The sequence below is a fragment of the Endozoicomonas sp. OPT23 genome (assembly GCF_009653635.1).
Classification (GTDB): Bacteria; Pseudomonadota; Gammaproteobacteria; order Pseudomonadales; family Endozoicomonadaceae; genus Endozoicomonas_A.
The window spans coordinates 322614-345354 of sequence record NZ_PPFD01000001.1 but is presented as its reverse complement, the minus strand read 5'-3'; the positions used below and the strand labels follow the sequence as shown (position 1 = coordinate 345354).

Below are 22741 nucleotides of genomic sequence, written 5' to 3'. Positions count from 1 at the left end.
CGGTTAATTTGAAATCGATGATCTCCATACCTCTCAAAATCTTATTCAAAAAGCGGCATCAAAAATTTCAATAATCTCATCTTTGGTAGCCTGAATAGGGTTTGTTAACCCGCAGGCATCATTCAAAGCATTATCTGCCAATATGCCAAAGTCGTCTTTCTTCACGCCAAGTATTTCCAGACCTTCCGGAATACCTATATCCCACGACAGGCACTGTATTTCTTCCAGAGCTCTTTCAGCCCCTTCACGGTCAGTAAGCCCTGAGATATCAACCCCCATAGCAGCGGCAACACGAGCCAGTTTCTCTGGGCAAGCTCGAGAGTTGAATGCTTCCACGTGAGGTAAGAGCACAGCATTACAGACACCATGGGGAAGGTCATAAAAGCCACCTAACTGATGCGCCATGGCATGAACGTAACCCAGACTGGCACTGTTGAAAGCCATACCTGCCAGTAACTGACCATAAGCCATCTGGTCACGGGCTTCCATGTTGTCGCCATCAAAAACAGCTGTTCGTAACCAGGTTGAAATCAGCTCTATCGCCTGTAAAGCACAGGCATCAGTGACTGGGGTATCAGCTGTGGAGACATAGGCTTCTACCGCGTGGGTCAAAGCATCCATACCGGTCGCAGCAGTCAGTGACTTGGGCATACCCTGCATAAGAGATGGATCGTTTACTGACATGGTAGGTGTGGTGTTTTTATCCACAATAGCCATTTTGATATGGCGCGCTTCGTCAGTAATGATGCAGAAACGGGTGATCTCACTGGCCGTACCTGCCGTGGTATTGATGCAAACCAGTGTTAACTGTGGCTTAGCTGATTTATCCACGCCCTCATAATCCTTTATCGCACCACCATTACTGGCCACCAGCGCAATACCTTTGGCGCAGTCATGTGGGGAACCACCACCCAGCGAGATAACACAATCACAGCTAGCGCTCTGTAACTGCTTCAGGCCATCTTCAACATTCTTAACCGTAGGATTGGGTTTGGTCTCATCAAACACTTCGCAGGAAATGCCAGCGCCGCCCAGCTTTTCAGTAACACTGCTGACCAGACCAATATCAACCAGCACCTTGTCAGTAACCAGCAGAGCTTTTTCCAGGCCAAGGGTTTTAATATCGGTTATGGCTTCATCCAGACATCCTGCGCCCATATGATTAAGTGCAGGCATGTAGAAACGATAGGCAGTCATATCAGTTTTCTCTGGTGTAAAACTGATTTTCACTATAGTTGCCAGTGGCAATTAGACGTGTATTTTTTCTCGGGTATCCCTGAACGTCGCAGGAAATTGCTCCTGAGTTTCCTGCATACCGTCCATCCATGGACATAAAAAAGCCCCGAGCGACAATTGTCGTTCAGGGCTTTCAGGGATCGAGCTATAGAGCTTTAGATCATGCCTTAGCAGCTACTGCCGCTGTAGTGCCTTCAGCTTTTTCAGCACTTTCCAGCATCTTTCGAATCACGAAAGAAGCACCGAAAGCGACAGCAACCATTACTACTGCCAGCATAGTCAGCAGGCTGAAGTAGTCACCGTATACAGTCTGTACGATTTCCTGAGTGATCTCCTGACCTTTCTCCAGAGCGATGGAGGTAGAGAATACCGCACCAACAATACCACTCAGAGCGATAGCTACAGAGAACAGGGATACAGAGAAGTTCTCGATGTGCTTAGGCGCAACGGACAGGATGAAGGCTACAACCATGCTGCCCACGATTACTTCACCGAATGCCAGGAAGAAGTGGATCGCCAGGAACACTTCAGGACGCAGAACAACGTCATCACCGATGCCCTGAACAGCCAGAGTCAGGATGCCGAAAGCAACAGCAGTCAGAATGAAAGAGAAACCAACGCGAGTTGCTGTGGAGAAATGAATGCCTTTCTTTTCCAGCGCAGAGAAGAACATAGCGATTACCGGACCGGCAACAATACACCACAATGGGTTCATAGCCATGTTAGCTTCAGCAGCAACCGGAATAAAACCGAACAGATCACCACGCATGGTGTTGATAGCAACCATGTTCATGGAGGTCATCATCTGACCGTAGTAAACAAAGAATGCTGTCGTCAGACCCACCATAATCAGAATGGTACCCATTTTCAGGGCAACAGACTTCTCGGAGCTAGCCATCAGGAACATGAAGTAAGCAATTGCACCACCACCAATGGCGTAAACAATGTACTTACCAGTGTCCATATCGCTGAACATGAAGAACACCAGAGCGATCATGGCGATGGAAGTAGCAATAAAGCCAATCCATTTGCCCATGCTGACTGGCTGCTGATCAATTTCAGCGGCAACTGCTTTCAGAGGCTTCTGGGAGATAACCATTACTGCCAGAGCAACACCCGCCATAGTAGCGGAGATAGCAAAGCCACCATTGAAACCGATAGCCAGAACAAACATTGGGAACAGGTACTGACCCAGGAAAGCACCAACATTGTTCACGGAATAGTTAACCGGGAAACCGTTCTCAAAGTCTTCCTGAGTCTTGAAGGTACGCTTGTAAAGACTTGGGTAAGACGGTGACATCAGGCCACGGGAATAACTGGCCAGAGCAATACCCACCAGAGCCATAGGCACGTTAGCAGCGGATGCACCCAGCACCAGCAGTACGTAACCGGTGGTAAAGCCTGCGTAGGCAATGGTCAGGGAGCGGTAGGCACCCAGAAATTTGTCGGCAATGAAGCCGCCAGCAATAGCAAACAGCGGACCGATAGAAGAGAACGCACCAACAACCATCATGGTGTCAGCTTCACTGTACCCAAGGTCTTCCAGGAAGAAGCGGGTCAAAATAACCATGACGCCATAGAAGGACAAGCCAAACATCATCTGGCAGACCATCATGGACTTATTCAGTCTATTCCACATACATATACTCTTTATTGATGACTCGAGGGGCTCATTGCATTTTGTTTTCACGTTGCTCAACGAGGTGCCACTCTCTTTCGAAATAGCCTCTTTCGAAAAAGCCTTTTGCGAAAAACCTCATGCAGAAAAGCCCCTTGCATAGAAACGCAAAGGGAGCGAATACTCTGCGATAAGCCGTTTTTCGACGTTGACCTATGACAAACAAAATGCAGGCGATTTCACCGAAAAAAAGAGCTTTTCCCTGCTATTTCTTCGCAAAAAAATCACGTTTCCACATGCATGGGGTTTTTATCAGTCAAATCAGGTTGTGACAGAAAATATACAGGCAGGGAATAAGCGGCACAGTGCAAATAACTACTAATAATAATGGTCAGGTTTCGAACATTATTGAGCTGATTACCTACAAAAAGTCGTGAAACAGCATAATATCCGCGAAAAAGAAGTAACTTAGTTAAGTGAAACCGAATAAGCGCATTTTATTCAGCCATAACACACAGCATTGTCGTGCATAGGAAAAATCAGGAGGAAGGACATCATGAGATGAAAGAAAATGCAGAATTAATGAATATATAAAATAATTCCGCTTTTTTCAGTAAAACGACTGATCAGGCAAAAGCTACATCACGGATGTTCTCCAGTCTTCCAACCAGAGACTGTTTTAAATCTTCTTTTTTGAAGGGTGACAAAGCAACAAGGCGTGATACATCCAACATATGAAGATGCAGCAAAGGAGCCTTTTTATTGAATTCCCGCAAGTCGCCGGTTGTCACGATAGGAACAAAGGATTTCCCCGGATACTTTTTCTCATAAGCTCTGGCAAAAAGTTCAATCCCTCTTTCAGCAGGCAAGGGCTTGGTCTTTCGTCCTTTGGTTTTTGGTAAAGCGACATAAAGTTCATCACGACCGATAATTTCTCCGGGAATAACAAAGATACCCGACGCTCTGGTCGCATCTTGCTCAATCTCAAAAAAAGTATCGTGATGTGCGTGTTGGTTAGGCAGAACCACCAGTTTCCCCTGGTTATAGCTGCTCCAAAACACATCATAGTTTGTGTATATCTGCGAGGTGCCTGGACTATAAACTGCAAACACATTTCTCAGAGAGTCAAAAAAGTCCGCAGCCTTCTTTTTCTGATTAAAGTGTGAAATATCCCAGGTAACACTGCCGGCATTATCCATGAACTGCCTCTTGCCCTACTCTCTTATTCAGCATCAGAACAACCCTGTTACTGATTACAACTACAGGATGAAAACCCTCGCTCACATCTCTGACGTATGAACGGATATTTTCCCAATGGGGGTACATAATATGCAATATTGAATCTTTGAACCACTGCTAAAAAATAGACAATAATATGTAAACTTCCTGATATTAAGACAAATTTCCTGATTTTTTTGTTGTGATAAAATTTCACAATAACTGTTTTTCATTACTACCGCTCTTCAGGAGTCAATAATCGCTATTTTTTCTCCAACAGCCTCTTCCCAACCTGATTTTGCACAACTGGCAGAAGATATCCGCCGTTGGGGGCGTGAACTTGGCTTTCAGGCTATCGGTATTACCGAAGCCCGTATTCCCGAGCAAGATCAGCAATCTTTTCAAAACTGGCTGGATCAGGGGCTTCACGGTGACCTTGATTATATGGAACGCAATAAGGATTTGCGGTTTTCTCCAGGGCTCCTGCACGAGGGTACTATTCGAGTTATTTCAGCTCGAATGGATTATCTGCCCGCAGAAACAGAAACCGTAAAAGTTCTTTCCGACTCGGAGAAAGCCTACGTATCACGCTACGCACTTGGGCGTGATTACCATAAGTTGATCCGTAAAAGGCTGACCCAGCTGGGCAAACAGATAGAACAAGCGGTGGGTGAACATGGTTACCGGGCCTTTGTTGACAGTGCTCCGGTTATGGAAAGACCTCTAGCCCAACAGGCTGGTCTTGGCTGGACGGGAAAACACTCTCTTATCATTAATCGCCAGGCAGGCTCTTTCTTTTTTCTTGGAGAGTTGTTCACCAACCTTCCTCTACCCATTGATGAGCCTTATGACAAGAACCATTGTGGTCGCTGCTCATCCTGTCTTGATATCTGCCCCACCGGAGCCATTGTCGAGCCCTACAAAGTTGATGCCAGAAAATGCATCTCTTATCTCACTATTGAGAACAGTGGTCCTATTCCGGAAGAGCTGCGCAGTAAAATAGGTAACAGGGTATTTGGTTGTGATGACTGCCAGTTAGCCTGCCCATGGAACCGTTTTGCCAAACATACCCAGGAGAATGACTTTCGGCCAAGGCACAGTCTCGATAACGTTGAACTGGCTGATTTGTTTCTCTGGACTGAAGAAGAGTTTCTCAACAAAACGGCTGGCTCAGCAATACGCCGTGCAGGTTTTGAATGCTGGTTGAGAAATCTGGCTGTAGCTCTGGGTAATGCCCCAACCACTGACAAGATCGTTAATGCCCTTAAAACACAGGCAGATTCACCGTCAGAGCTTATTCGTGAGCATGTTCTCTGGGCACTTCAGCAACATCAGGCAAATCCCTAGGGGCGTTTTCAATTAGCATCAGTATAAGAATGATCTATTTTGAATGAGCTGAGTTATCAATTAGCTTTTTTCTATTAGCTACTGCTGCTTATTCGAGACTGATTATGCCCATCAAACTGACTGACGATGCTCTTGCTCCGTTTCTGGAGTTGATGAAGAAATACGACCACTACATGACAAACAGAGACCTTGAGAGTCTGATGTCTCTGTTTGTTCATGATGATGAACCACACAGCTTTGGCCTCCACAGGGATCTCAGCAGTCGGGTAGCCCTTAAAAATCGTTTTAAAGAGTACTTTGAAAACAACGAAGTGTTTGAAGCGGAGAAAGGAGAACCGACAGTTTTTCTGTTTGGAGAAGCAGCCTGTATCTGCACCACCCTGAAAGCGAAAGCCGACATTCCTGTCAAAATCAGAGTCACAGTCTTTGTGGAAAACCATTCAGGTGAGTGGCTGATACGCCATCAACATCTTTCACGCTCACCTGAACTGGTTGAGTAATCAGGACTTGATAAAGTGCTTGCGGTAGAAGCGCAGCTCTTCAATGGATTCACGAATGTCTTCCAGCGCCAGATGTGTGCCCTTTTTGGTGAACTGATTTAACAACTCTGGCTGCCAGCGTCTGGCCAGCTCTTTCAAGGTGCTGACATCCAGGTTGCGATAGTGAAAGAAGTTATGAAGCTCTGGCATATAGCGGTTCAGGAATCGACGATCCTGACCAATGGTGTTGCCGCACATTGGCGACAAACCGGCATCTGAATACTGTTTCAGGAATTCCAGGGTCTGCTGTTCAGCTTCTGCCAGAGTCACCGTGCTTTTACGAACCCGCTCAGTCAGGCCGGTTTCACCATGGGTCTTAATGCACCATTCGTTCATGTTAGCCAATACATCATCAGAGTGATGAACAGCAATAACAGGGCCTTCAGCAAGCTGGTTCAGTTCACTGTCAGTCACGATAGTAGCGATTTCCAGAATCGTATCCTGAGCCGGTTCCAGACCGGTCATTTCCAGATCAAGCCAGATAAGGTTGTCAGCTTTAGCCATTAGGTCATCGAATTCCTGTGTTTTCAGCCATGAAGAATTGAAAATAGACAAGCCACGGCTGACTTATTTAGTTTAACCGATCATAATCTTACCGTGAAATCCATACCTGCACCGGTCTCTTTTCCTATACCCCTGTTTTCATCACTTCACCGGGTATTGTCCTGACCGGGCAGAACTATTCCCGACGGGTAAGATTTTGAGTACACAATGAGCAAGCGCAAACTGACACGCAGACAGAAATGGCGCATCGAAAAAGTCCAGCAAGAACGAATTGCCAGGGCCAGTAAAAAAGACACTCTGGCAGAACAGGACCTCCAGGATGAAAATCTGGGTGCCGATCAACAAGGGTTGGTAACCGCTCACTACGGAGCTACTCTTGATATTGAAGCCACTGATCAACCAGGTGTAGCCTATCGCTGTCATTTGCGGAGTAACCTGCCAGCACTGGTGACAGGTGACAAGGTCGTTTGGCGACCGTCCAAAAAAGACGATAGAGGCGTAGTGGTTGCTCTGGAAGACAGACAGAGCCTGCTGACTCGTCCGGATAACCAGGGTCGTATCAAGCCGGTTGCAGCCAATATCGACTACATTGTATTGGTCATTGCGCCAGTGCCTATGCCCCTGACCAACCTGATTGACCGATATCTGGTCGCGGCAGAAACTGTCGGCATTGAGCCGGTTCTGCTGCTCAACAAAACAGATTTGCTGGATGAAGAAGGGCAGGAGCTGGTTGATGGCATGCTGGCCATCTATGAAGAGCTGGGTTACACCGTTCTGAGAGCTTCAACCAAGACTGAAGACGGCCTGAATCCACTACAGACCTTACTGAATGAGCATGTCAGCGTGTTCGTTGGTCAGAGCGGTGTTGGTAAATCATCTCTGGTGAACGTTCTACTGCCAGGCATCGACACCAAGGTGGGGCCGCTGTCTGAAACTACCGGCAAAGGCATGCACACCACCACCGCAGCCAAACTGTTCCACTTCCCTGCGGGCGGTATGCTGATTGATTCTCCGGGAATCCGGGAGTTTGGTCTCTGGCATATTGAACCGGAGGAAGTTCTGGAAGGTTTCAGAGAGTTTCGTCCTTTCCTTGGGTACTGCCGTTTCAGAGACTGTAAACATGAGCAGGAGCCAGGCTGTGCTCTGCTGAGAGCCCTCGATGAAGGCTACATTCTTGAGGAACGAATGTTCAGTTACCGACAGATTCTGAACTCTCTCGATCAGCCTTGATTGCTCTATAAGAGCTATTATAAGGGCTCTCTGAAAGCCCTTTAATAGCTCTTTACTACGCCGCCGCTTATTAGCGTCTATTCTCATCGTCATTCATAAAAAAATTATCGCAGGATGTACGATGAGAATATTTACCGGCGGTATTATTACCGAAACCAATACCTTTTCGCCTATACCTACCGGTTACGATGATTTCGTCTCGACTCGTGCCAATACTCTCTCTGGCTCAGAACCCAGTGAAAGCCTGATCCAAAACGTTCTTCGCAAAGACATAGAAAGCCAAAACTGGACTTTTTGCCCTTCTTTTATCGCTGTTGCCGAACCAGGTGGCACGACAGTTCGTAAAGCCTATGAGCAGTTACGGGATGAACTGTTGGACGATCTGAAAAAAACGCTGCCATTGGATATCGCAATATTTCCACTCCATGGCGCAATGGTGGCTGAAGGGTATGACGATTGCGAAGCCGATATTATCGAAAGAGCCAGAGCCATTACCGGCCCCGACACTGTAATAGGTGTTGAGCTGGACCTGCACTGCCACCTGAGCCAGAAGCTGGTTGATCAGGCTGACCTGATTGCCATCTATCGAGAATACCCTCACACCGACATTCTCGATCGTGCCCGGGAACTACTGGCCATGTGCATCGACTGTGCAGAAAAGAAAACAGAGCCTGTCAGTTTTCTCCACGATAGTCAGATCATCAATCTCTACCCGACCACGCCTGAACCCATGCGCTCACTGGTTGAGTACATCAAAGAGCTGAATAACCAGCCCGGGATTATCTCTGTTGATATTGCCCATGGCTTCCCCTGGGGCGATGTTGAAGAATGCGGTACTCGTGTTCTTGTGACGACGAATAACGATCAGGCTCTGGCAGAAGAGACGGCTAAAGCTGTCAGTCAGAAGTTGTTTGAGCAACGTCACCCATTACAATTCAAATCACAGTCGATGCCAGAGGCTTTTCTTCAGGCCAGAGAGATTAACGATTCAGGCAAGCCGGTTGTTATGGCTGATGTCTCAGACAATTCAGGTGGCGGTGCGCCAGGTGATTCAACCTATGCGCTTAAATATCTTGTTGAACGCCAGATGAAAGATTGTCTGCTTGGCATGATCTACGATCCCCAGACTGTCGCATTTGCCATGAAAGCAGGTGCAGGCGCAACATTGAAAATTCGTGTTGGTGGTAAAACCTCTATCGATTCCGGTCAGCCTGTTGATCTTGAAGTCAGAGTCGTTGGCTGTATTCCTGATATGCAGCAAAGCTTTCCGCAGTCAGGCTCAAACGATATTCCTATTCCCTGTGGGGACAGTGTCTGCCTTGAGCACGAAGGTATTCACTTTGTGGTGAACAGTATTCGAACTCAGGTATTCAGTCCTGAAGTATTCACGCAGTTTGGTATATCCCTGAATGACTATCGAATCATTGTCGTGAAATCTATTTTTCACTTCCATGCTGCTTTTGCGCCTCTCGCCAGCAAAGTACTGTTGATGAGTCCTCCCGGTGCATTGAATATGAATTTCACCCAATTACCATATACAAAAGTGAACACCAACAAGTTCCCCTGGAAAGATATACCTGAGTAAAGCACTCAACTAATGCCTTTCTCGGCGGCATTAATTACAATGCTGTCAGAGAAAATTAACCGCTCAGGAAAACAGAACAAAATGAGCCAGACGCCTTTACTGCCATTAGTTGTTGAACCAGAAGAGCTGGCAAAACACCTGAACAACGAACAACTGCTTATTGTCGATATCTGTAATCCGCAACTGTATGCACAGGCCCATGTGCCTGGTGCTATCAATATCGGTGCTCACAGAATGGTAGCGGGTGGTCAGCCTGCTCCGGGAAAACTCCCTGCGGTTGAACAGCTAAACCAGTTGTTTTCTGAACTGGGCTACACCGGCAATGAACATATCGTCGTTTATGATGACGAAGGCGGCGGCTGGGCAGGACGTTTTATCTGGACACTGGATATTATTGGTCACACAGGTGGTTACAGCTACCTGAATGGCGGAGCTCATAGCTGGTTGAAAGAAGGTTTTCCAACCGAAAACACACCGAACAGCCGCACTGCCACCAGCGTTAATCTGGCTATTGATGATCAGGTTCTGGCGACCAAAGAACAGATCATCGAAACCCTGAACGATGAAACCGTAGTGATCTGGGATGCCCGCTCACCAGAAGAACATTCAGGTGTACGAGTGATGGCTCAGAAAGGCGGACGCATTCCCGGAGCTATTAACTTCGAATGGACTCAGGCAATGGATCACAACCGGAATCTGAGAATCAGAACCGATCTGGAAGATATTCTGCCTGAGCTTGGCCTGACTAAAGATAAAACCATTATCACCCATTGCCAGACTCACCACCGCTCCGGCTTTACTTATCTGGTCGGAAAAATGCTGGGCTATGATATCAAAGCTTATGATGGCTCATGGTCTGAGTGGGGCAATTCGCCGGAAACACCGGTAGAAATTTAAGCTATCTGCGAGCAACTCTTTGCAGTGGGCTGACAACAGTCCACTTGTAGACAAATCAGCCCTTCTATTACAATTCGGCCACACTCTGTAACAGGATGACTCCTGACTGTGAAAGAACAATTATTTGCCTTTATTCAACACCTGCTGCCACACCACCTGATTTCCCGGGCGGTTTACGCTTTTGTTGAGTCCCGAAACCCTAAGTTTAAAAACTGGCTGATTAAAAAAATCATCAAGCAGTACGACGTCAATATGACCGAAGCGCTTGAAGAAAATCCTGAAGCCTATGCCAACTTCAATGACTTCTTTACCCGCCCTCTGAAAGAGGGCATGCGCCCACTGCCGGAAGACAAGTCTCTGGTGGTTAGCCCGGCCGATGGCGAAATCAGTCAGATCGGTGATATCGAATACGGTCGTGTTTATCAGGCCAAAGGTCATGACTACAGCCTGATTGAGCTGGTCGGCGGCGACAGCGATCTGGGGCAGGAATTTATGGGTGGTAAGTTCGCCACTATTTACCTGTCTCCAAAAGACTACCATCGTGTGCACACCCCTTTCGGTGGCAAACTGCGCAAAATGGTTCACGTTCCTGGTCGTTTGTTCTCTGTGAATCAGGCGACCGTTGAAAACGTACCGGGCCTGTTTGCCCGTAATGAACGTGTGGTTGCTATCTACGACACTGAGTACGGCCCAATGGCTGTCATCATGGTTGGTGCCATGATCGTTGCCAGTATCGAAACCGTCTGGGCCGGGCTGGTAACTCCACAGCGTAAGGAAGTCCGCACTTTTGAATACGGTGAAGACTCAGCACGCCATGTAGAACTGGAACGTGGAGATGAGATGGGTCGTTTCAAAATGGGCTCAACCGCAATCGTTCTGTTCGGCAAGGATCAGGTTGACTGGCTGGACCAGTGGCAGGCGGGTTCCAAGATTCGTCTGGGTGAAGCTCTGGCTAAACCTGACAGTGCCGAATAAAGCCCTCAGTGCTAAATAAAGTCGTTAATACATAGCGACTTAGAGGCTCAGATCGACTATTTTTCTGAGCCTCATCCATTCTTTTCTACTCCTTTACCCCTCCGACTCGAAGCCTGCGCCAATAAACGATAAACTCCGTCTTTCATATTTTTCGAATCACGGATAACCCATGACTATCAAACTGGGCGTCGTGATGGATCCAATTGAGTCCATCAGTTACACCAAAGACAGTACTCTGGCCATGCTGGTTGCAGCACAGAAGAAAGGCTGGGAACTGTTTTACATGCAGCAGGAAGACCTATACCAGTCAGAAGGTACAGCGTACGGCAGCATGCGCCCACTGGAAGCCCGGTACAATCCGGAAGACTGGTATTCAATGGGGGAGCGTCAGGAACGGCCTCTGGCGGATCTGAATGTCATTCTGATGCGTAAGGATCCTCCATTTGATATGGAGTTCATCTACAGCACCTATCTGCTGGAGCAGGCCGAACAGCAAGGCTCTCTGATCGTTAACAAGCCTCAGAGCATCCGTGACTGCAATGAAAAGATGTTTGCCACACTTTTCCCACAGTGCACACCTCCGGTTATGGTGGCGCGCAGTGCTCGTTTGCTGCAAGAGTTTGCTGAAACACACGGCGATGTCGTTCTGAAACCTCTGGATGGTATGGGCGGTTCTTCCATTTTCCGTACCAGTGCCAGCGACCAGAACTTCAATGTTATTGTTGAAACACTGACCAACCACGGTCAGCAGCAAGCCATGATCCAGAAGTACATTCCCGAGATCACCGATGGCGACAAGCGTATCCTGCTGATTGACGGTGAACCAGTGCCTTACGCTCTGGCCCGTATTCCAAAAGATGGTGAATTCCGTGGCAACCTGGCAGCCGGTGGCACAGGTGCAGGCCGTGAACTTTCTGAAAGAGACCGCTGGATTGCCAGTCAGGTAGCACCTGCCGTTAAAGAGAAAGGTCTGTTATTTGTGGGGCTGGACGTTATCGGCGATTACCTCACTGAAATCAACGTCACTTCACCGACCTGTATTCGACAACTGGACGACCAGTTTGGTATCAGTATTGGTGACATGCTGATGGACAAGATTGAAGAAAAACTGTCCTGATAGAGTAAAGATTTTGTGAAGGGGCGAATATCTATTCGTTCCTATCATGGATATTATAAATAACGATAACGAAAGGACTTCTTAGCAGCCTGATGTTCGCATCAGAGTGCATCGCAAAAGCATATTTTCAGCGAAGCGATAAGGAAGACCAGAAAAAGTCCGGGATGCAGTATTTAAGAGGCTATAAGTGTCGATGACGACCGTTTCCTCCACAGATCGTTTAGGCTTTACCCTGTTCATGGCAGCAGCGATTCATGCTGTCGTCGTTTTGGGTATCAGCTTCGGGCTTGAAGAGAAGGCCGCACCACCTAAAACACTGGAAGTGACTCTTGCAACCTATAAGAGTCAGGAAAAACCAAAAGACGCTGATTATCTGGCCCAGTTGAATCAACAGGGCAGTGGCTCTCTTGATGAGAAGGCTGCACCGTCTACCAACCGTAAGGCTGACTTCCAAGATAACAAGATCAACGACGTCCAGCTGAAACCTCAGGAAGCCTCTGCTCCCAAGGTAGATAAGCAGGAAACCAAACAACTGGTTACTCGTGGAGAGAGCAAGAAACAAGTCAGGGAAACCCTGAAGATTGAAAAGCTCTCTATAGAACAACCATCAAATGCTGAGCCCAGAAAGCGCATCGATTTCAGACAGGAAATCGCCAGCCTTGAAGCTCAGTTCAGTCAGCAACGACAGGAATATGCCAAGCGTCCTAGAATTAAACGACTGACGGCTGCTTCTACCATGCAGGAACCAGGAGCGTACTACAAAGAAGCCTGGCGCAGAAAAGTTGAACGAATTGGCAACCTGAACTACCCGGCCAAGGCCCGGCAACAGAAACTGTACGGTGAACTGCGCCTGATAGTCGCCATCAACAATGATGGTACGCTGGCCAATGTCGAAATACTGGAGTCTTCCGGTTACAAGGTACTTGATGATGCCGCTATTCGTATCGTGCGTTTGTCGGCGCCTTATTCAGCCTTCAGTACTGATCTGAAAGATTACGACATCGTTGAAATCATTCGTACTTGGCGATTTGAAAAAGGCGACCGCTTGCTAAGCAATTGATAGCACACGCTCGTCATAAAACTGGTACTTAAATACAAGTACCAGTTTCTTCCTCTGAAAATTTGCCAATTACTGTTTTTAGCCTGATACTGCGCTGATGAGCAGTATCACTCAAAGTCTCAAAAACCATTTTCTGATTGCCATGCCCCGACTGGCAGACCCTTCCTTTGCCAAAACCCTAACCCTGATTTGTGAGCATAGTAATGACGGAGCACTGGGCATTATCATTAACCGCCCTACCGAATTGAAGCTTCATGAGGTATTTGCCCAAATTGGGATTGAAGAGCCGGACATTTGCTCAAGAAGCCCGGAAACTGTTTTTTCAGGTGGTCCTATAGCCAAAGAGCGGGGATTTGTTCTTCATTCAGGTCAGTCTCGCTGGGAGTCCTCTCTTAGAATCAATAATGGTCTTCAACTGACGTCTTCAAGAGATATACTCTTTGCTCTGGCCAACGACGAAGGTCCGGAAGATGCCATGATTGCGCTTGGCTATGCCGGCTGGGGTAAAGGACAACTGGAACAGGAGATGTCGGATAATTCCTGGCTAACCTGTACAGCAGACAACGACATTATTTTTGATACACCTTTCCACCACAGACTCGATGCCGCTGCCAGCCTGATTGGTGTTAACCTGCAGCTCATGTCAGATCAGGTTGGTCACGCCTGATCCGAAACAGCATAAAGCAAGCAATGCCGTTAGCAGAGAATACCTTCTCCACAAAATATGAAGATAGCTAGAGTCCCTGATATGACTGCATTTTCATAGTAAAAGACGACTGAGAAAGAATGACAGAAAAATCATTGAAAACTATTATGGGTTTTGATTTTGGTACCAAGAATATTGGTATCTCTATCGGTCAGGTCATCACTCGAACAGCCTCTGCCTTACCGGCAGTGAGAGCAAAAGATGGCATTCCTGACTGGAATGAGCTGGAAAAGATCATTGAGGAGTGGCAGCCGGATGCCGTTGTCGTTGGTATTCCTCTGAATATGGATGGCACTGAATCCCAGATGTCGCTGCGAGCACGAAAATTCGGAAAACGCCTGCATGGTCGTTTTAATCTGCCCTTTTATGAAGCAGATGAGCGGCTGAGCTCATTTGAAGCCAAAAGTTGGGCTGGAAAACTCGGCCATAAAGGCCATTATGGCTCCAACCCGGTTGATGCGATGGCAGCCCAGATTATTCTGGAAGGCTGGATGAACGATGAAAACAATTCCGTCCTCGATAGCTAGCCAGTTTTTTTCTTTTTTATTACTACTATTACTGCCACTCCTGTTGTTGTCAGTCTATACCTCTATGGCTGTCGACAACACATCCCCCGGCAGCGCCTCATCAGCTCCTCTCTCAAGCAGCATTAACCCACTCTGCCTGGACCGGCTGTTAAGCCTCGACAGTAAGATGTCACCCGGAAAAATTGATCTGGATGATTGCCAGGAGCGATTTGCTGAATACAGTTTTTCTCAAAACACGCCTTGGCAGGCCACTTATGAAAAAAACAATCAGGTGAAAACCAAAAATTTTGAGGAACTGCCTGATTATGCACAGTACGAGATTATCGGGCAGATGCAGAACAGCCAGGTTCTGCTGAGTTATTCCGCCAACTATGGCGGCTCTGGAACCTTTAATCATGCTTATCTGGTTCAGGGCTTATCGCTGGATAACAACCATGATTCCGAACTCACCCAGACTCTTGCTATTGAGGGTGGTGATCGGTGTTTTGGCAGTATTGAGAAGCTGGATATTATCGCACCAGGCACCTTCGAAATTCGTCGCAGGACAACTGCCAGCGCTTTGATAGGCTACGGACTTTCTGCCGAGAAAGCGGCCAAAGTTACTAAAGGGTTATCTGACTGCGCGCTCTGCTGTATTGGTAACTATACCGAGCGAGCTACCCTCAAAGGTAAAAGAGAATTGACGTCTGTTACTCTTTTCCCAAAACAGTCCAGAAGCTCAGACTCAGCAAAAGATCGCTGTCTGAACCAACTAACTATGGCAGACAGTCATACTGTTCTGATGACAAAAGAGAACCTAAAAGAACTTCAGGAAAAGTTTATCCGTGAGTGCGCAAAATAAAGCCAGACATCCTTGTCGAGCCTATATATAGGGTTCAATAGCTTTGCTGGTGCTGAAGCGATAGTTTGTCAGACACTTCTATCAGATGCTCACCATCAGATTCCGAGTGCAGCTTGATCAGCAATCTCAAATCATTAGGCGCGTCTGCGTGCAGGATGGCTTCTTCATAGGTGATCTCGCCATCGTTGTAGAGATCAAACAAAGCCTGGTCAAAAGTCTGCATTCCCAACTCACGGGATTTCTTCATCAGTTCCTTGAGTTCGTGAACAGCACCCTGACGAATATGATCTCCTGCCAGCGGAGTGTTCAACAATACTTCAATCGCAGCTCTACGCCCTTTTCCGGTTCTGTCTCTCACCAGCTGCTGGGCAATAACTCCTTTCAGGTTCAATGACAGATCCAGCCAGATCTGATCATGACGATCAGCCGGGAAAAAGTGAATAATTCGATCCAGAGCCTGGTTAGCATTATTTGCGTGCAGTGTCGCCAGACAGAGGTGTCCGGTTTCGGCAAAGGTCAGCGCATACTCCATGGTTTCCCGGGAGCGTATCTCACCAATCATGATGACATCAGGTGCCTGTCGCAGAGTGTTTTTCAAGGCCACTTCAAACGATTCGGTATCAATACCCACTTCACGCTGAGTCACGATAGAATTGCGGTGCTGATGCACAAACTCAATCGGATCTTCAATGCTGATGATATGACCGGATGCATGTTCGTTGCGGTGACCCACCATGGCTGCAAGCGATGTCGACTTACCCGAACCGGTTGCCCCTACGAAGATCACCAAGCCACGCTTCGCCATCGCCAGATCTTTAATGATCGGAGGCAGCATGAGCTGGTCTATTTCAGGAATCTTGGTTTCGATTCGACGAAGAACCATGCCGGCCAGATTGCGTTGGTAGAAGGCACTGACACGAAAGCGACCAATACGCGCGGCAGAGATGGCAAAGTTACACTCATGCTTTTCCTGAAACTCCGCTTTCTGCTCAGCATCCATGACACCGTGCACAATGTCTCGCGTTGCAACAGGCGACAGAGGTTCTTTACTAACCGGAACAACCCGACCATTAATCTTCAAACTGGGTGGGTAACCAGCGGTGATAAAAAGATCCGATGCCTTTTTATCCACCATGGCTTTAAGAAGTCGATTTATATCCACAGAATTTTTATCTCTGTCTCAGAAATTAGAACTTATCCGGATCTTTGGCTTTTTCACGAGCGACGTCTTTAGTAACAATACCCTTTCTAACAAGGTCATTGAGACTGTTATCAAGAGTTGTCATACCAATTGCGCCACCGGTCTGGATAGCAGAGTACATCTGGGCAATCTTGTCCTCACGAATCAGATTTCGAATTGCCGGAGTACCGATCATGATTTCATGGGCAGCTACACGACCACCGCCGGTTTTCTTTAACAGAGTCTGGGAGATAACTGCTTGAAGGGATTCCGACAGCATGGAGCGAACCATGGATTTTTCTTCCGCCGGGAATACGTCAACAATACGGTCAATGGTCTTGGCAGCAGAGGTGGTGTGCAGTGTGCCAAATACCATGTGGCCAGTTTCTGCTGCGGTCAGAGCCAGTCGAATGGTCTCCAGATCTCGCATCTCACCCACCAGAATAATGTCAGGGTCTTCACGAAGCGCCGATCTCAAGGCTTCGCTGAAGCCAAGGGTATCACGATGTACTTCACGCTGGTTAACCAGACATTTCTTGGAGACGTGAACAAATTCTATAGGGTCTTCAATGGTCAGAATATGCTCGTACTTATTATCATTGATATAGTCGAGCATCGCCGCCAGAGTAGTAGACTTACCGGAACCGGTTGGACCAGTTACTAGCACCAAACCACGAGGCTTAAGGGAAATATCCTTAAAGATCTGGCCCATGCCAAGATCATCCATAGTCAGAACTTTGCTGGGGATGGTACGGAATACAGCGCCGCCACCTCGGGCCTGGTTAAACGCGTTAACACGAAAGCGCGCTACTCCGGGCACTTCAAACGAGAAGTCGGTCTCGAGATTTTCTTCAAAATCACGACGCTGCTTGTCGTTCATGATCTCATAGATAAGACCGTGAACCTGTTTGTGCTCCATGGCGGGCAGATTAATTCGACGGACATCACCATCGATACGTATCATGGGTGGCAGCCCGGCAGAGAGGTGAAGGTCCGAAGCCCCCTGCTTGTAACTGAATGCCAGAAGTTCGGTAATATCCATCAGATTCCCCCTGAAACCCGGACAAGGTTAAAATAACCGGGCACATCTTTTTATCGACCGATTCCCTATGACTGGAAGTATGATTATTCCAGCGAGTCAGGTACTTTTCGGTTATCCGTAAATGACGCACTACTGTACAGGCTGATGACCCCTTTAAAAAGTCACTTCGAACAGGTTTTTGAAAGAATTCATACTGCTGAGCAAAGCTGCCAGCGGACTGGCCAGGTGACACTGCTGGCCGTCAGTAAAACCAAGCCCGCAGCTATGGTTCAGGAAGCCTATGAGCTGGGCCAGAGACACTTTGGCGAGAACTATCTGCAGGAAGCTTTGAGTAAGGTTGAGGAGCTCAATTCGCTGGATGACATTGTCTGGCATTTTATTGGCCCGATTCAATCCAACAAAACCCGTGATATCGCCAGCAGCTTCCAATGGGTTCACTCTGTGGATCGATTAAAAATAGCGAAACGATTGAGTGATCAGCGAGACGGTTCTCTACCGGCACTGAATATCTGTTTACAGGTCAACATCAGTGGCGAAGAAAGTAAATCCGGCATCACGCTTCCCGAGTTACCGGCTCTGGTTGAAGAAGTCAGTAAGCTGCCCAATATAAAACTTCGTGGTTTGATGGCTATCCCGGCTCCAGAGTCTGACCCGGAAAAGCAGAAGCAGCCGTTCAGAGCCCTGGCTGATGCCATGAAACAGTTGAATGAAACCTTCAGCCTCGATATGGATACGCTCTCAATGGGTATGACAGGGGATCTGGAGGCGGCCATTGAAGAAGGCTCAACCATGGTTCGAATAGGTACTGCTCTGTTTGGGGCCCGAGACTACACCAATAGAACTTAAGTAACTGAGCTGTATAAAAACCAACAGCGTTTACAGGCACAACAATGAGCAACAAAACAATAGCCTTTATTGGCGCAGGTAATATGGCAACCAGCATTTTCGCTGGCTTGATCGATAACGGTTGGTCAAAAGATAAAATCTGGGCCACAGCCAGAACCGCTGAAACCACTGACAGAATTCAACAAGAGTTCGGCGTTCGGGTGACCAACGATAACCATGAAGCGGTAAAAGCGGCTGATATTGTTGTCTTGGCGGTTAAACCTCAGGTGATGAAAGCGGTTCTGACGGATCTTGCTCCAACCCTGCGAGAAACTAAACCACTGCTGATCTCTGTGGCTGCCGGTATCACTCTTGAAAGCCTTGGTCAGTGGAGTGATCCATCACTGCCTATCGTTCGCAGCATGCCTAATACGCCTTCACTGCTTCGTTGTGGTGTCAGTGGTCTGTATGCAAACAGCAATGTTACAGACGAGCTGAAGGAAATATCAGACAATATCTTCAAGGCGGTTGGCATTGCCGAATGGGTTGAGCGTGAAGAGCTGATTGATGCCGTTATCGCCGTAGCGGGTTCAGCTCCGGCCTACTTCTTCCTGTTTATGGAAGCCATCACCAAAACCGGTGTCGAGCTGGGCTTGAGTGAAGAGACCTCCAGTCGAATGGCCTTGCAGACTGCGCTGGGTGCTGCAAAGATGGCAGTAGAAAGCGATGTTGATGCCGCTGAACTGCGCCGTCGAGTCTGCTCTCCGAACGGCACCACCGAACAGGCAATCAAGGCGTTCCAGAATGGCGGCTTTGAGCAACTGGTCGATACAGCCATGAGAGCAGCGGTAAAACGAGCCGGTGAAATGGCTGAAGAGCTGGCTGACTAATTCAGAACATTTTTACGTAAGGACAATTATGTCATCTGTACTCACATCCACTTTTCTTGATCTGATTCGAATAGTAGGTGGGCTTTATATTATGGCAGTGCTGCTGCGTTTTCTGCTGCAGCTGGTGAAAGCCGACTTCTATAATCCGATCTCCCAGGCGATTGTTAAGATCACCTCACCTTTGCTGAATCCGGTTCGAAAGGTCGTTCCTGGCGTTGCCGGTCTTGATATGGCTGCTGTGGTTCTGGCAGTCATTCTACAGATTGGTCTGGTTTACCTGCTGCTTACCCTGCAAAGCGGCATGGCGCCATTTGAACAGGTTCTGATTTACAGCTTGAAAGAACTGGCGATGCAGTTCCTCAATATCTACTTCTACAGTCTGATCATTATTGCTATTGCCAGCTGGGTCGCTTCCGGCAGTCATAACCCTGGCCTGATGCTTTTGTATCAAATCACCGAGCCACTGACAGGTCGTATTCGTAAAGTGATTCCCCCCATGGGTGGGCTGGACTTTTCACCAATGGTTCTGCTTCTGGCGATTTATACGCTGAATAATATTCTTAGGGCACTCTAATTTACATATAGCTCTAGCAAGGGTTCCAGTGACGGAATCCTTGCTTCAGTAGTCTTTTTCAACTGTTCTTTCTCTTACCAGCCTCTGACGCCTCCCAACAAAATTCAAGTAGCCATGGTTACTCTCGAGTTATCAGCATAGTTAGTGATACTAACCTCAGATATTGCAACTTAACTGAGTTACTCAAATCTTACCTGTAAGAAACCCATCAATTTCCCTTTATTTAAAAGAGCTGCTTACAGGAGTTATTGCAATGTCTTCCATCGAACCCAGTACGGAATGGACTTTAAGCCCAAAAACCACTATTTCAAGACCAGTATCCAGGCATGAAAGTTACTGTGAGAAATTCACTCGCTATACCGGAGAGTGGCTAGGATATGCTGTAAAAAGCACTCTCTGTGCTGCAACTTATTTAAAAAGTAAAGTCGCCGGTGCTTTGTCATCGACAGATTATGTGCGGAAAGTATTAGCAGGTACTGAACGGCAAGATGTAGCTTTAACAAAAAAAGCAATCATCTTGCCTGAAAAAACAGACACTTCATTGCAACAAAAGAAAAATGCAGGGCAAATTACTCCTGCCCTCCACTGGAAAACAGTGGATACTAACGGTGTCCGTTTCCGGGTAGCTGATAACTCATTTGTTGAGGCAATAGCCTCCAAGAGCCAGTCAGGAAAAAGGCAATTCCCTCCACCACCAGTATCAAGCTTGGGTGAATAGAGAGAAAAAATACTAACCATCAAGTAAAAAAAACCCGCCATATTCTTCGAACAGGGCGGGTCTTCAATAACAAGTTCGTGAAAAAATTATTACAGCAGCAGCATACGAATATCAGCCAGCAGGTTACCCAGCATGGAAGTAAAGCGCGCTGCGTCAGCGCCGTTGATCACACGATGATCGTACGACAGTGACAGAGGACACATCAGTTTGGCATCGAAGTCCTTGCCATTCCAGACCGGTTTCATAGCCGCTTTGGAAATACCCAGAATCGCAACTTCAGGTGCGTTAACGATTGGAGTAAAGGCAGTACCACCGATGGAACCCAGGCTGGAGATAGTGAAACAGCCGCCCTGCATTTCGTCAGGCTTCAGCTTCTTATCACGGGCCTTGCCAGCCAGCTCAATGCACTCGCGGGACAGTTCCCAGATACCCTTCTGATCAACGTTCTTCAGAACAGGAACCAGCAGGCCGTCCGGCGTATCTACTGCTACACCAATGTTGATGTACTTCTTGTAGATAACAGACTCGCCGTCTTCACTCAGGGATGTACAGAACTGAGGCATTTCAGCCAGCACGTAAGCCACAGCCTTCAGGAAGAATGGCAGCGGAGTCAGCTTGGTGCCCTTCTTCTCAGCCATCGCCTTGTTGGCTTTACGGAAAGCTTCCAGCTCGGTGATGTCAGCTTCGTCGAACTGGGTCACGTGAGGCACGTTCAACCAGGAGCGCTGGAAGTTTCTGGCCGCTACTTTACGCAGACGGTTCAGGGCAACTTCTTCAATCTCGCCCCACTTGCCGTAATCCTGAGCAGGAACCGGAGGAATGCCGGCACCGCCGGAAACTGCAGCAGCCTGTGGCTTGTTAGCTTCCTGAATCTTGGCCTTCACATAAGCCTGAACGTCTTCCTTAATGATACGGCTGCGTGGGCCGGTACCCTTAACCAGAGACAGATCAACACCGAATTCACGGGCCAGCTTACGAACAGCAGGGCCAGCGTGGAAGTTACGGTTGGCTTTTTCCAGTTCAAGCTGTTGCTTGGCGGAAGGTTTTCCAGACTTTCCTGCAGCAGGTGCTGCTGGTGCAGCGGCCGGAGCAGGTGCCTGAGGTGCTGCAGGAGCAGCCGCACTTTCTGCAACAGGGGCAGCGGCAACAACACCACCTTTGGTTTCAATCTTGACGATCAGGCTGCCCTGACTCATCTTGTCGCCTTCCTTAACGCAGATCTCTTTGATCACGCCAGCGAAAGGAGAAGGTACTTCCATGGTCGCCTTGTCAGATTCCAGAACAACCAGAGAATCTTCTTCAGCCACTTCGTCGCCTACGGCAACACAGATTTCGATAACAGGAACGTCGTCTCCACCAATGTCTGGCACAGTCACGTCCTGAACGCCGCCAGCAATGGCAACTGGTGCTGCGGCAGCCGGAGCTGAAGCAGGAGCGGCAACAGGTGCAGCCGATTGAGCAACAGGAGCTTCTACGACAGCACCACCAGTGGTTTCAATTTTAACCACTAGGTCGCCCTGATTCATGGCATCGCCTTCTTTCACGCAGATCTCTTTGATCACGCCAGCGAAAGGAGAAGGCACTTCCATGGTTGCTTTGTCAGTTTCGAGAACGACCAAAGAATCTTCTTCAGCAATTTCGTCGCCAACAGCAACACAGATTTCAATAACCGGTACATTTTCAGCACCAATATCAGGAATTTGTACTTCTTGTATAGAAGATGCCTGAACACTGCTGGTTGCAGCAGGGGCTGGAGTAGCAACAGGTGCAGGTGCAGCCGCTACTGGAGCCGGTGCAGCCTTTTCTTCAACAACAGCTGGAGCTGCAGCAGCGCCAGCAGCTGCCATCTTCAGCATATCGTCGCCTTCAGAAACGCTGTCGCCTACTTTCACCAGAATCTCGGTGATCTGGCCATCGCGTGGCGCAGGTACTTCCATGGAAGCCTTGTCGGACTCCAGGACAATCAGGGAGTCGTCGGCGGAAACGGAATCGCCAGACGCAACACAGATCTCAATGATCTCTGCACTGCCACTGCCGATGTCCGGGATCTTGATAGTTTCATCATTCATTCGGGATACCTTTCAGTATGTCGTCTGACATGCTTTACACAGA

General features: G+C 48.0%; 22 protein-coding genes. 15 read left to right on the top strand and 7 right to left on the bottom strand.

Going from position 1 to position 22741, the window contains the following annotated elements; translation table 11 throughout:
• Positions 1-45: 45 nt before the first annotated feature.
• From yiaY to EOPP23_RS01380, 3 genes are all read right to left on the bottom strand, one after another.
• A complete protein-coding gene (yiaY, locus tag EOPP23_RS01390; RefSeq protein WP_153764298.1) occupies positions 46-1197 on the bottom strand; it encodes an L-threonine dehydrogenase in 1152 nt (383 codons plus the stop codon).
• 199 nt (positions 1198-1396) lie between these two features.
• Positions 1397-2875: a peptide MFS transporter gene (locus EOPP23_RS01385; protein WP_153764188.1), complete on the bottom strand. Its 1479-nt coding sequence runs from the start codon at positions 2873-2875 to the stop codon at positions 1397-1399.
• 605 nt (positions 2876-3480) lie between these two features.
• Positions 3481-4053: a hypothetical protein gene (locus EOPP23_RS01380; RefSeq protein WP_153764187.1), complete on the bottom strand. Its 573-nt coding sequence runs from the start codon at positions 4051-4053 to the stop codon at positions 3481-3483.
• 241 nt (positions 4054-4294) lie between these two features.
• Between EOPP23_RS01380 and queG the strand changes: the two genes are divergently transcribed.
• Both queG and EOPP23_RS01370 read left to right on the top strand, forming a co-directional pair.
• A complete protein-coding gene (gene queG, locus EOPP23_RS01375; protein ID WP_153764186.1) occupies positions 4295-5419 on the top strand; it encodes a tRNA epoxyqueuosine(34) reductase QueG in 1125 nt (374 codons plus the stop codon).
• Between the two features lie 104 nt (positions 5420-5523).
• Positions 5524-5919, top strand: a complete 396-nt coding sequence (locus EOPP23_RS01370; RefSeq protein ID WP_153764185.1) for a nuclear transport factor 2 family protein — start codon at positions 5524-5526, stop codon at positions 5917-5919.
• Here EOPP23_RS01370 and orn read toward each other — a convergent pair whose 3' ends face one another.
• A complete protein-coding gene (gene orn, locus EOPP23_RS01365) occupies positions 5920-6462 on the bottom strand; it encodes an oligoribonuclease (protein WP_153764184.1) in 543 nt (180 codons plus the stop codon). It abuts the gene before it with no gap.
• A gap of 207 nt (positions 6463-6669) precedes the next feature.
• On the opposite strand from orn, the gene rsgA reads away from it, so the two are divergent.
• The 9 genes from rsgA (at position 6670) to EOPP23_RS01320 (ending at position 15400) form a co-directional block, all read left to right on the top strand.
• Positions 6670-7692, top strand: a complete 1023-nt coding sequence (gene rsgA / locus EOPP23_RS01360) for a small ribosomal subunit biogenesis GTPase RsgA (protein ID WP_153764183.1) — start codon at positions 6670-6672, stop codon at positions 7690-7692.
• 121 nt (positions 7693-7813) lie between these two features.
• Entirely contained in the window at positions 7814-9277 is a 1464-nt protein-coding gene (locus EOPP23_RS01355; RefSeq protein WP_153764182.1) for a M81 family metallopeptidase, read from the top strand.
• Between the two features lie 81 nt (positions 9278-9358).
• Positions 9359-10174, top strand: a complete 816-nt coding sequence (locus tag EOPP23_RS01350; RefSeq protein ID WP_153764181.1) for a rhodanese-like domain-containing protein — start codon at positions 9359-9361, stop codon at positions 10172-10174.
• 108 nt (positions 10175-10282) lie between these two features.
• The gene (asd, locus tag EOPP23_RS01345) at positions 10283-11149 is read left to right on the top strand and encodes an archaetidylserine decarboxylase (protein ID WP_370514576.1); all 867 of its coding nucleotides are present in this window, start codon (positions 10283-10285) and stop codon (positions 11147-11149) included.
• 169 nt (positions 11150-11318) lie between these two features.
• Positions 11319-12266 carry a glutathione synthase gene (gene gshB, locus EOPP23_RS01340; RefSeq protein ID WP_153764179.1) on the top strand — a complete coding sequence of 316 codons (948 nt, stop codon included), beginning with the start codon at positions 11319-11321 and terminating at the stop codon, positions 12264-12266.
• Between the two features lie 193 nt (positions 12267-12459).
• Positions 12460-13326 (top strand): energy transducer TonB, encoded by an 867-nt coding sequence (locus tag EOPP23_RS01335; RefSeq protein WP_153764178.1) that lies wholly within the window; start codon positions 12460-12462, stop codon positions 13324-13326.
• 97 nt (positions 13327-13423) lie between these two features.
• Complete coding sequence (locus EOPP23_RS01330) at positions 13424-13993, top strand: YqgE/AlgH family protein (RefSeq protein WP_153764177.1); 570 nt, start codon at positions 13424-13426, stop codon at positions 13991-13993.
• A gap of 119 nt (positions 13994-14112) precedes the next feature.
• Complete coding sequence (gene ruvX, locus EOPP23_RS01325; RefSeq protein ID WP_153764176.1) at positions 14113-14559, top strand: Holliday junction resolvase RuvX; 447 nt, start codon at positions 14113-14115, stop codon at positions 14557-14559.
• Entirely contained in the window at positions 14531-15400 is an 870-nt protein-coding gene (locus tag EOPP23_RS01320; protein WP_153764175.1) for a hypothetical protein, read from the top strand. Before ruvX ends, EOPP23_RS01320 begins: the two co-directional genes overlap by 29 nt.
• 34 nt (positions 15401-15434) lie before the next feature.
• On the opposite strand, the gene EOPP23_RS01315 is transcribed toward EOPP23_RS01320, so the two are convergent.
• Together EOPP23_RS01315 and EOPP23_RS01310 are read right to left on the bottom strand one after the other, a co-directional pair.
• On the bottom strand, positions 15435-16562 hold the full coding sequence (locus EOPP23_RS01315; protein ID WP_370514575.1) for a PilT/PilU family type 4a pilus ATPase: 1128 nt from the start codon (positions 16560-16562) through the stop codon (positions 15435-15437).
• 25 nt (positions 16563-16587) lie between these two features.
• The gene (locus tag EOPP23_RS01310; RefSeq protein WP_153764174.1) at positions 16588-17622 is read right to left on the bottom strand and encodes a type IV pilus twitching motility protein PilT; all 1035 of its coding nucleotides are present in this window, start codon (positions 17620-17622) and stop codon (positions 16588-16590) included.
• 144 nt (positions 17623-17766) lie between these two features.
• On the opposite strand from EOPP23_RS01310, the gene EOPP23_RS01305 reads away from it, so the two are divergent.
• The 4 genes from EOPP23_RS01305 to EOPP23_RS01290 all read left to right on the top strand — a co-directional run bounded on the left by EOPP23_RS01305 (position 17767) and on the right by EOPP23_RS01290 (position 20629).
• On the top strand, positions 17767-18468 hold the full coding sequence (locus EOPP23_RS01305; protein ID WP_153764173.1) for a YggS family pyridoxal phosphate-dependent enzyme: 702 nt from the start codon (positions 17767-17769) through the stop codon (positions 18466-18468).
• Between the two features lie 44 nt (positions 18469-18512).
• Complete coding sequence (proC, locus tag EOPP23_RS01300; protein ID WP_153764172.1) at positions 18513-19337, top strand: pyrroline-5-carboxylate reductase; 825 nt, start codon at positions 18513-18515, stop codon at positions 19335-19337.
• Positions 19338-19365: 28 nt separating this feature from the next.
• A complete protein-coding gene (locus EOPP23_RS01295) occupies positions 19366-19911 on the top strand; it encodes a YggT family protein (protein ID WP_153764171.1) in 546 nt (181 codons plus the stop codon).
• A 253-nt stretch (positions 19912-20164) separates the two neighbouring features.
• Entirely contained in the window at positions 20165-20629 is a 465-nt protein-coding gene (locus tag EOPP23_RS01290) for a hypothetical protein (RefSeq protein ID WP_153764170.1), read from the top strand.
• Positions 20630-20718: 89 nt separating this feature from the next.
• Here EOPP23_RS01290 and aceF read toward each other — a convergent pair whose 3' ends face one another.
• Positions 20719-22698, bottom strand: a complete 1980-nt coding sequence (gene aceF, locus EOPP23_RS01285) for a pyruvate dehydrogenase complex dihydrolipoyllysine-residue acetyltransferase (RefSeq protein WP_153764169.1) — start codon at positions 22696-22698, stop codon at positions 20719-20721.
• Positions 22699-22741: the final 43 nt, after the last annotated feature.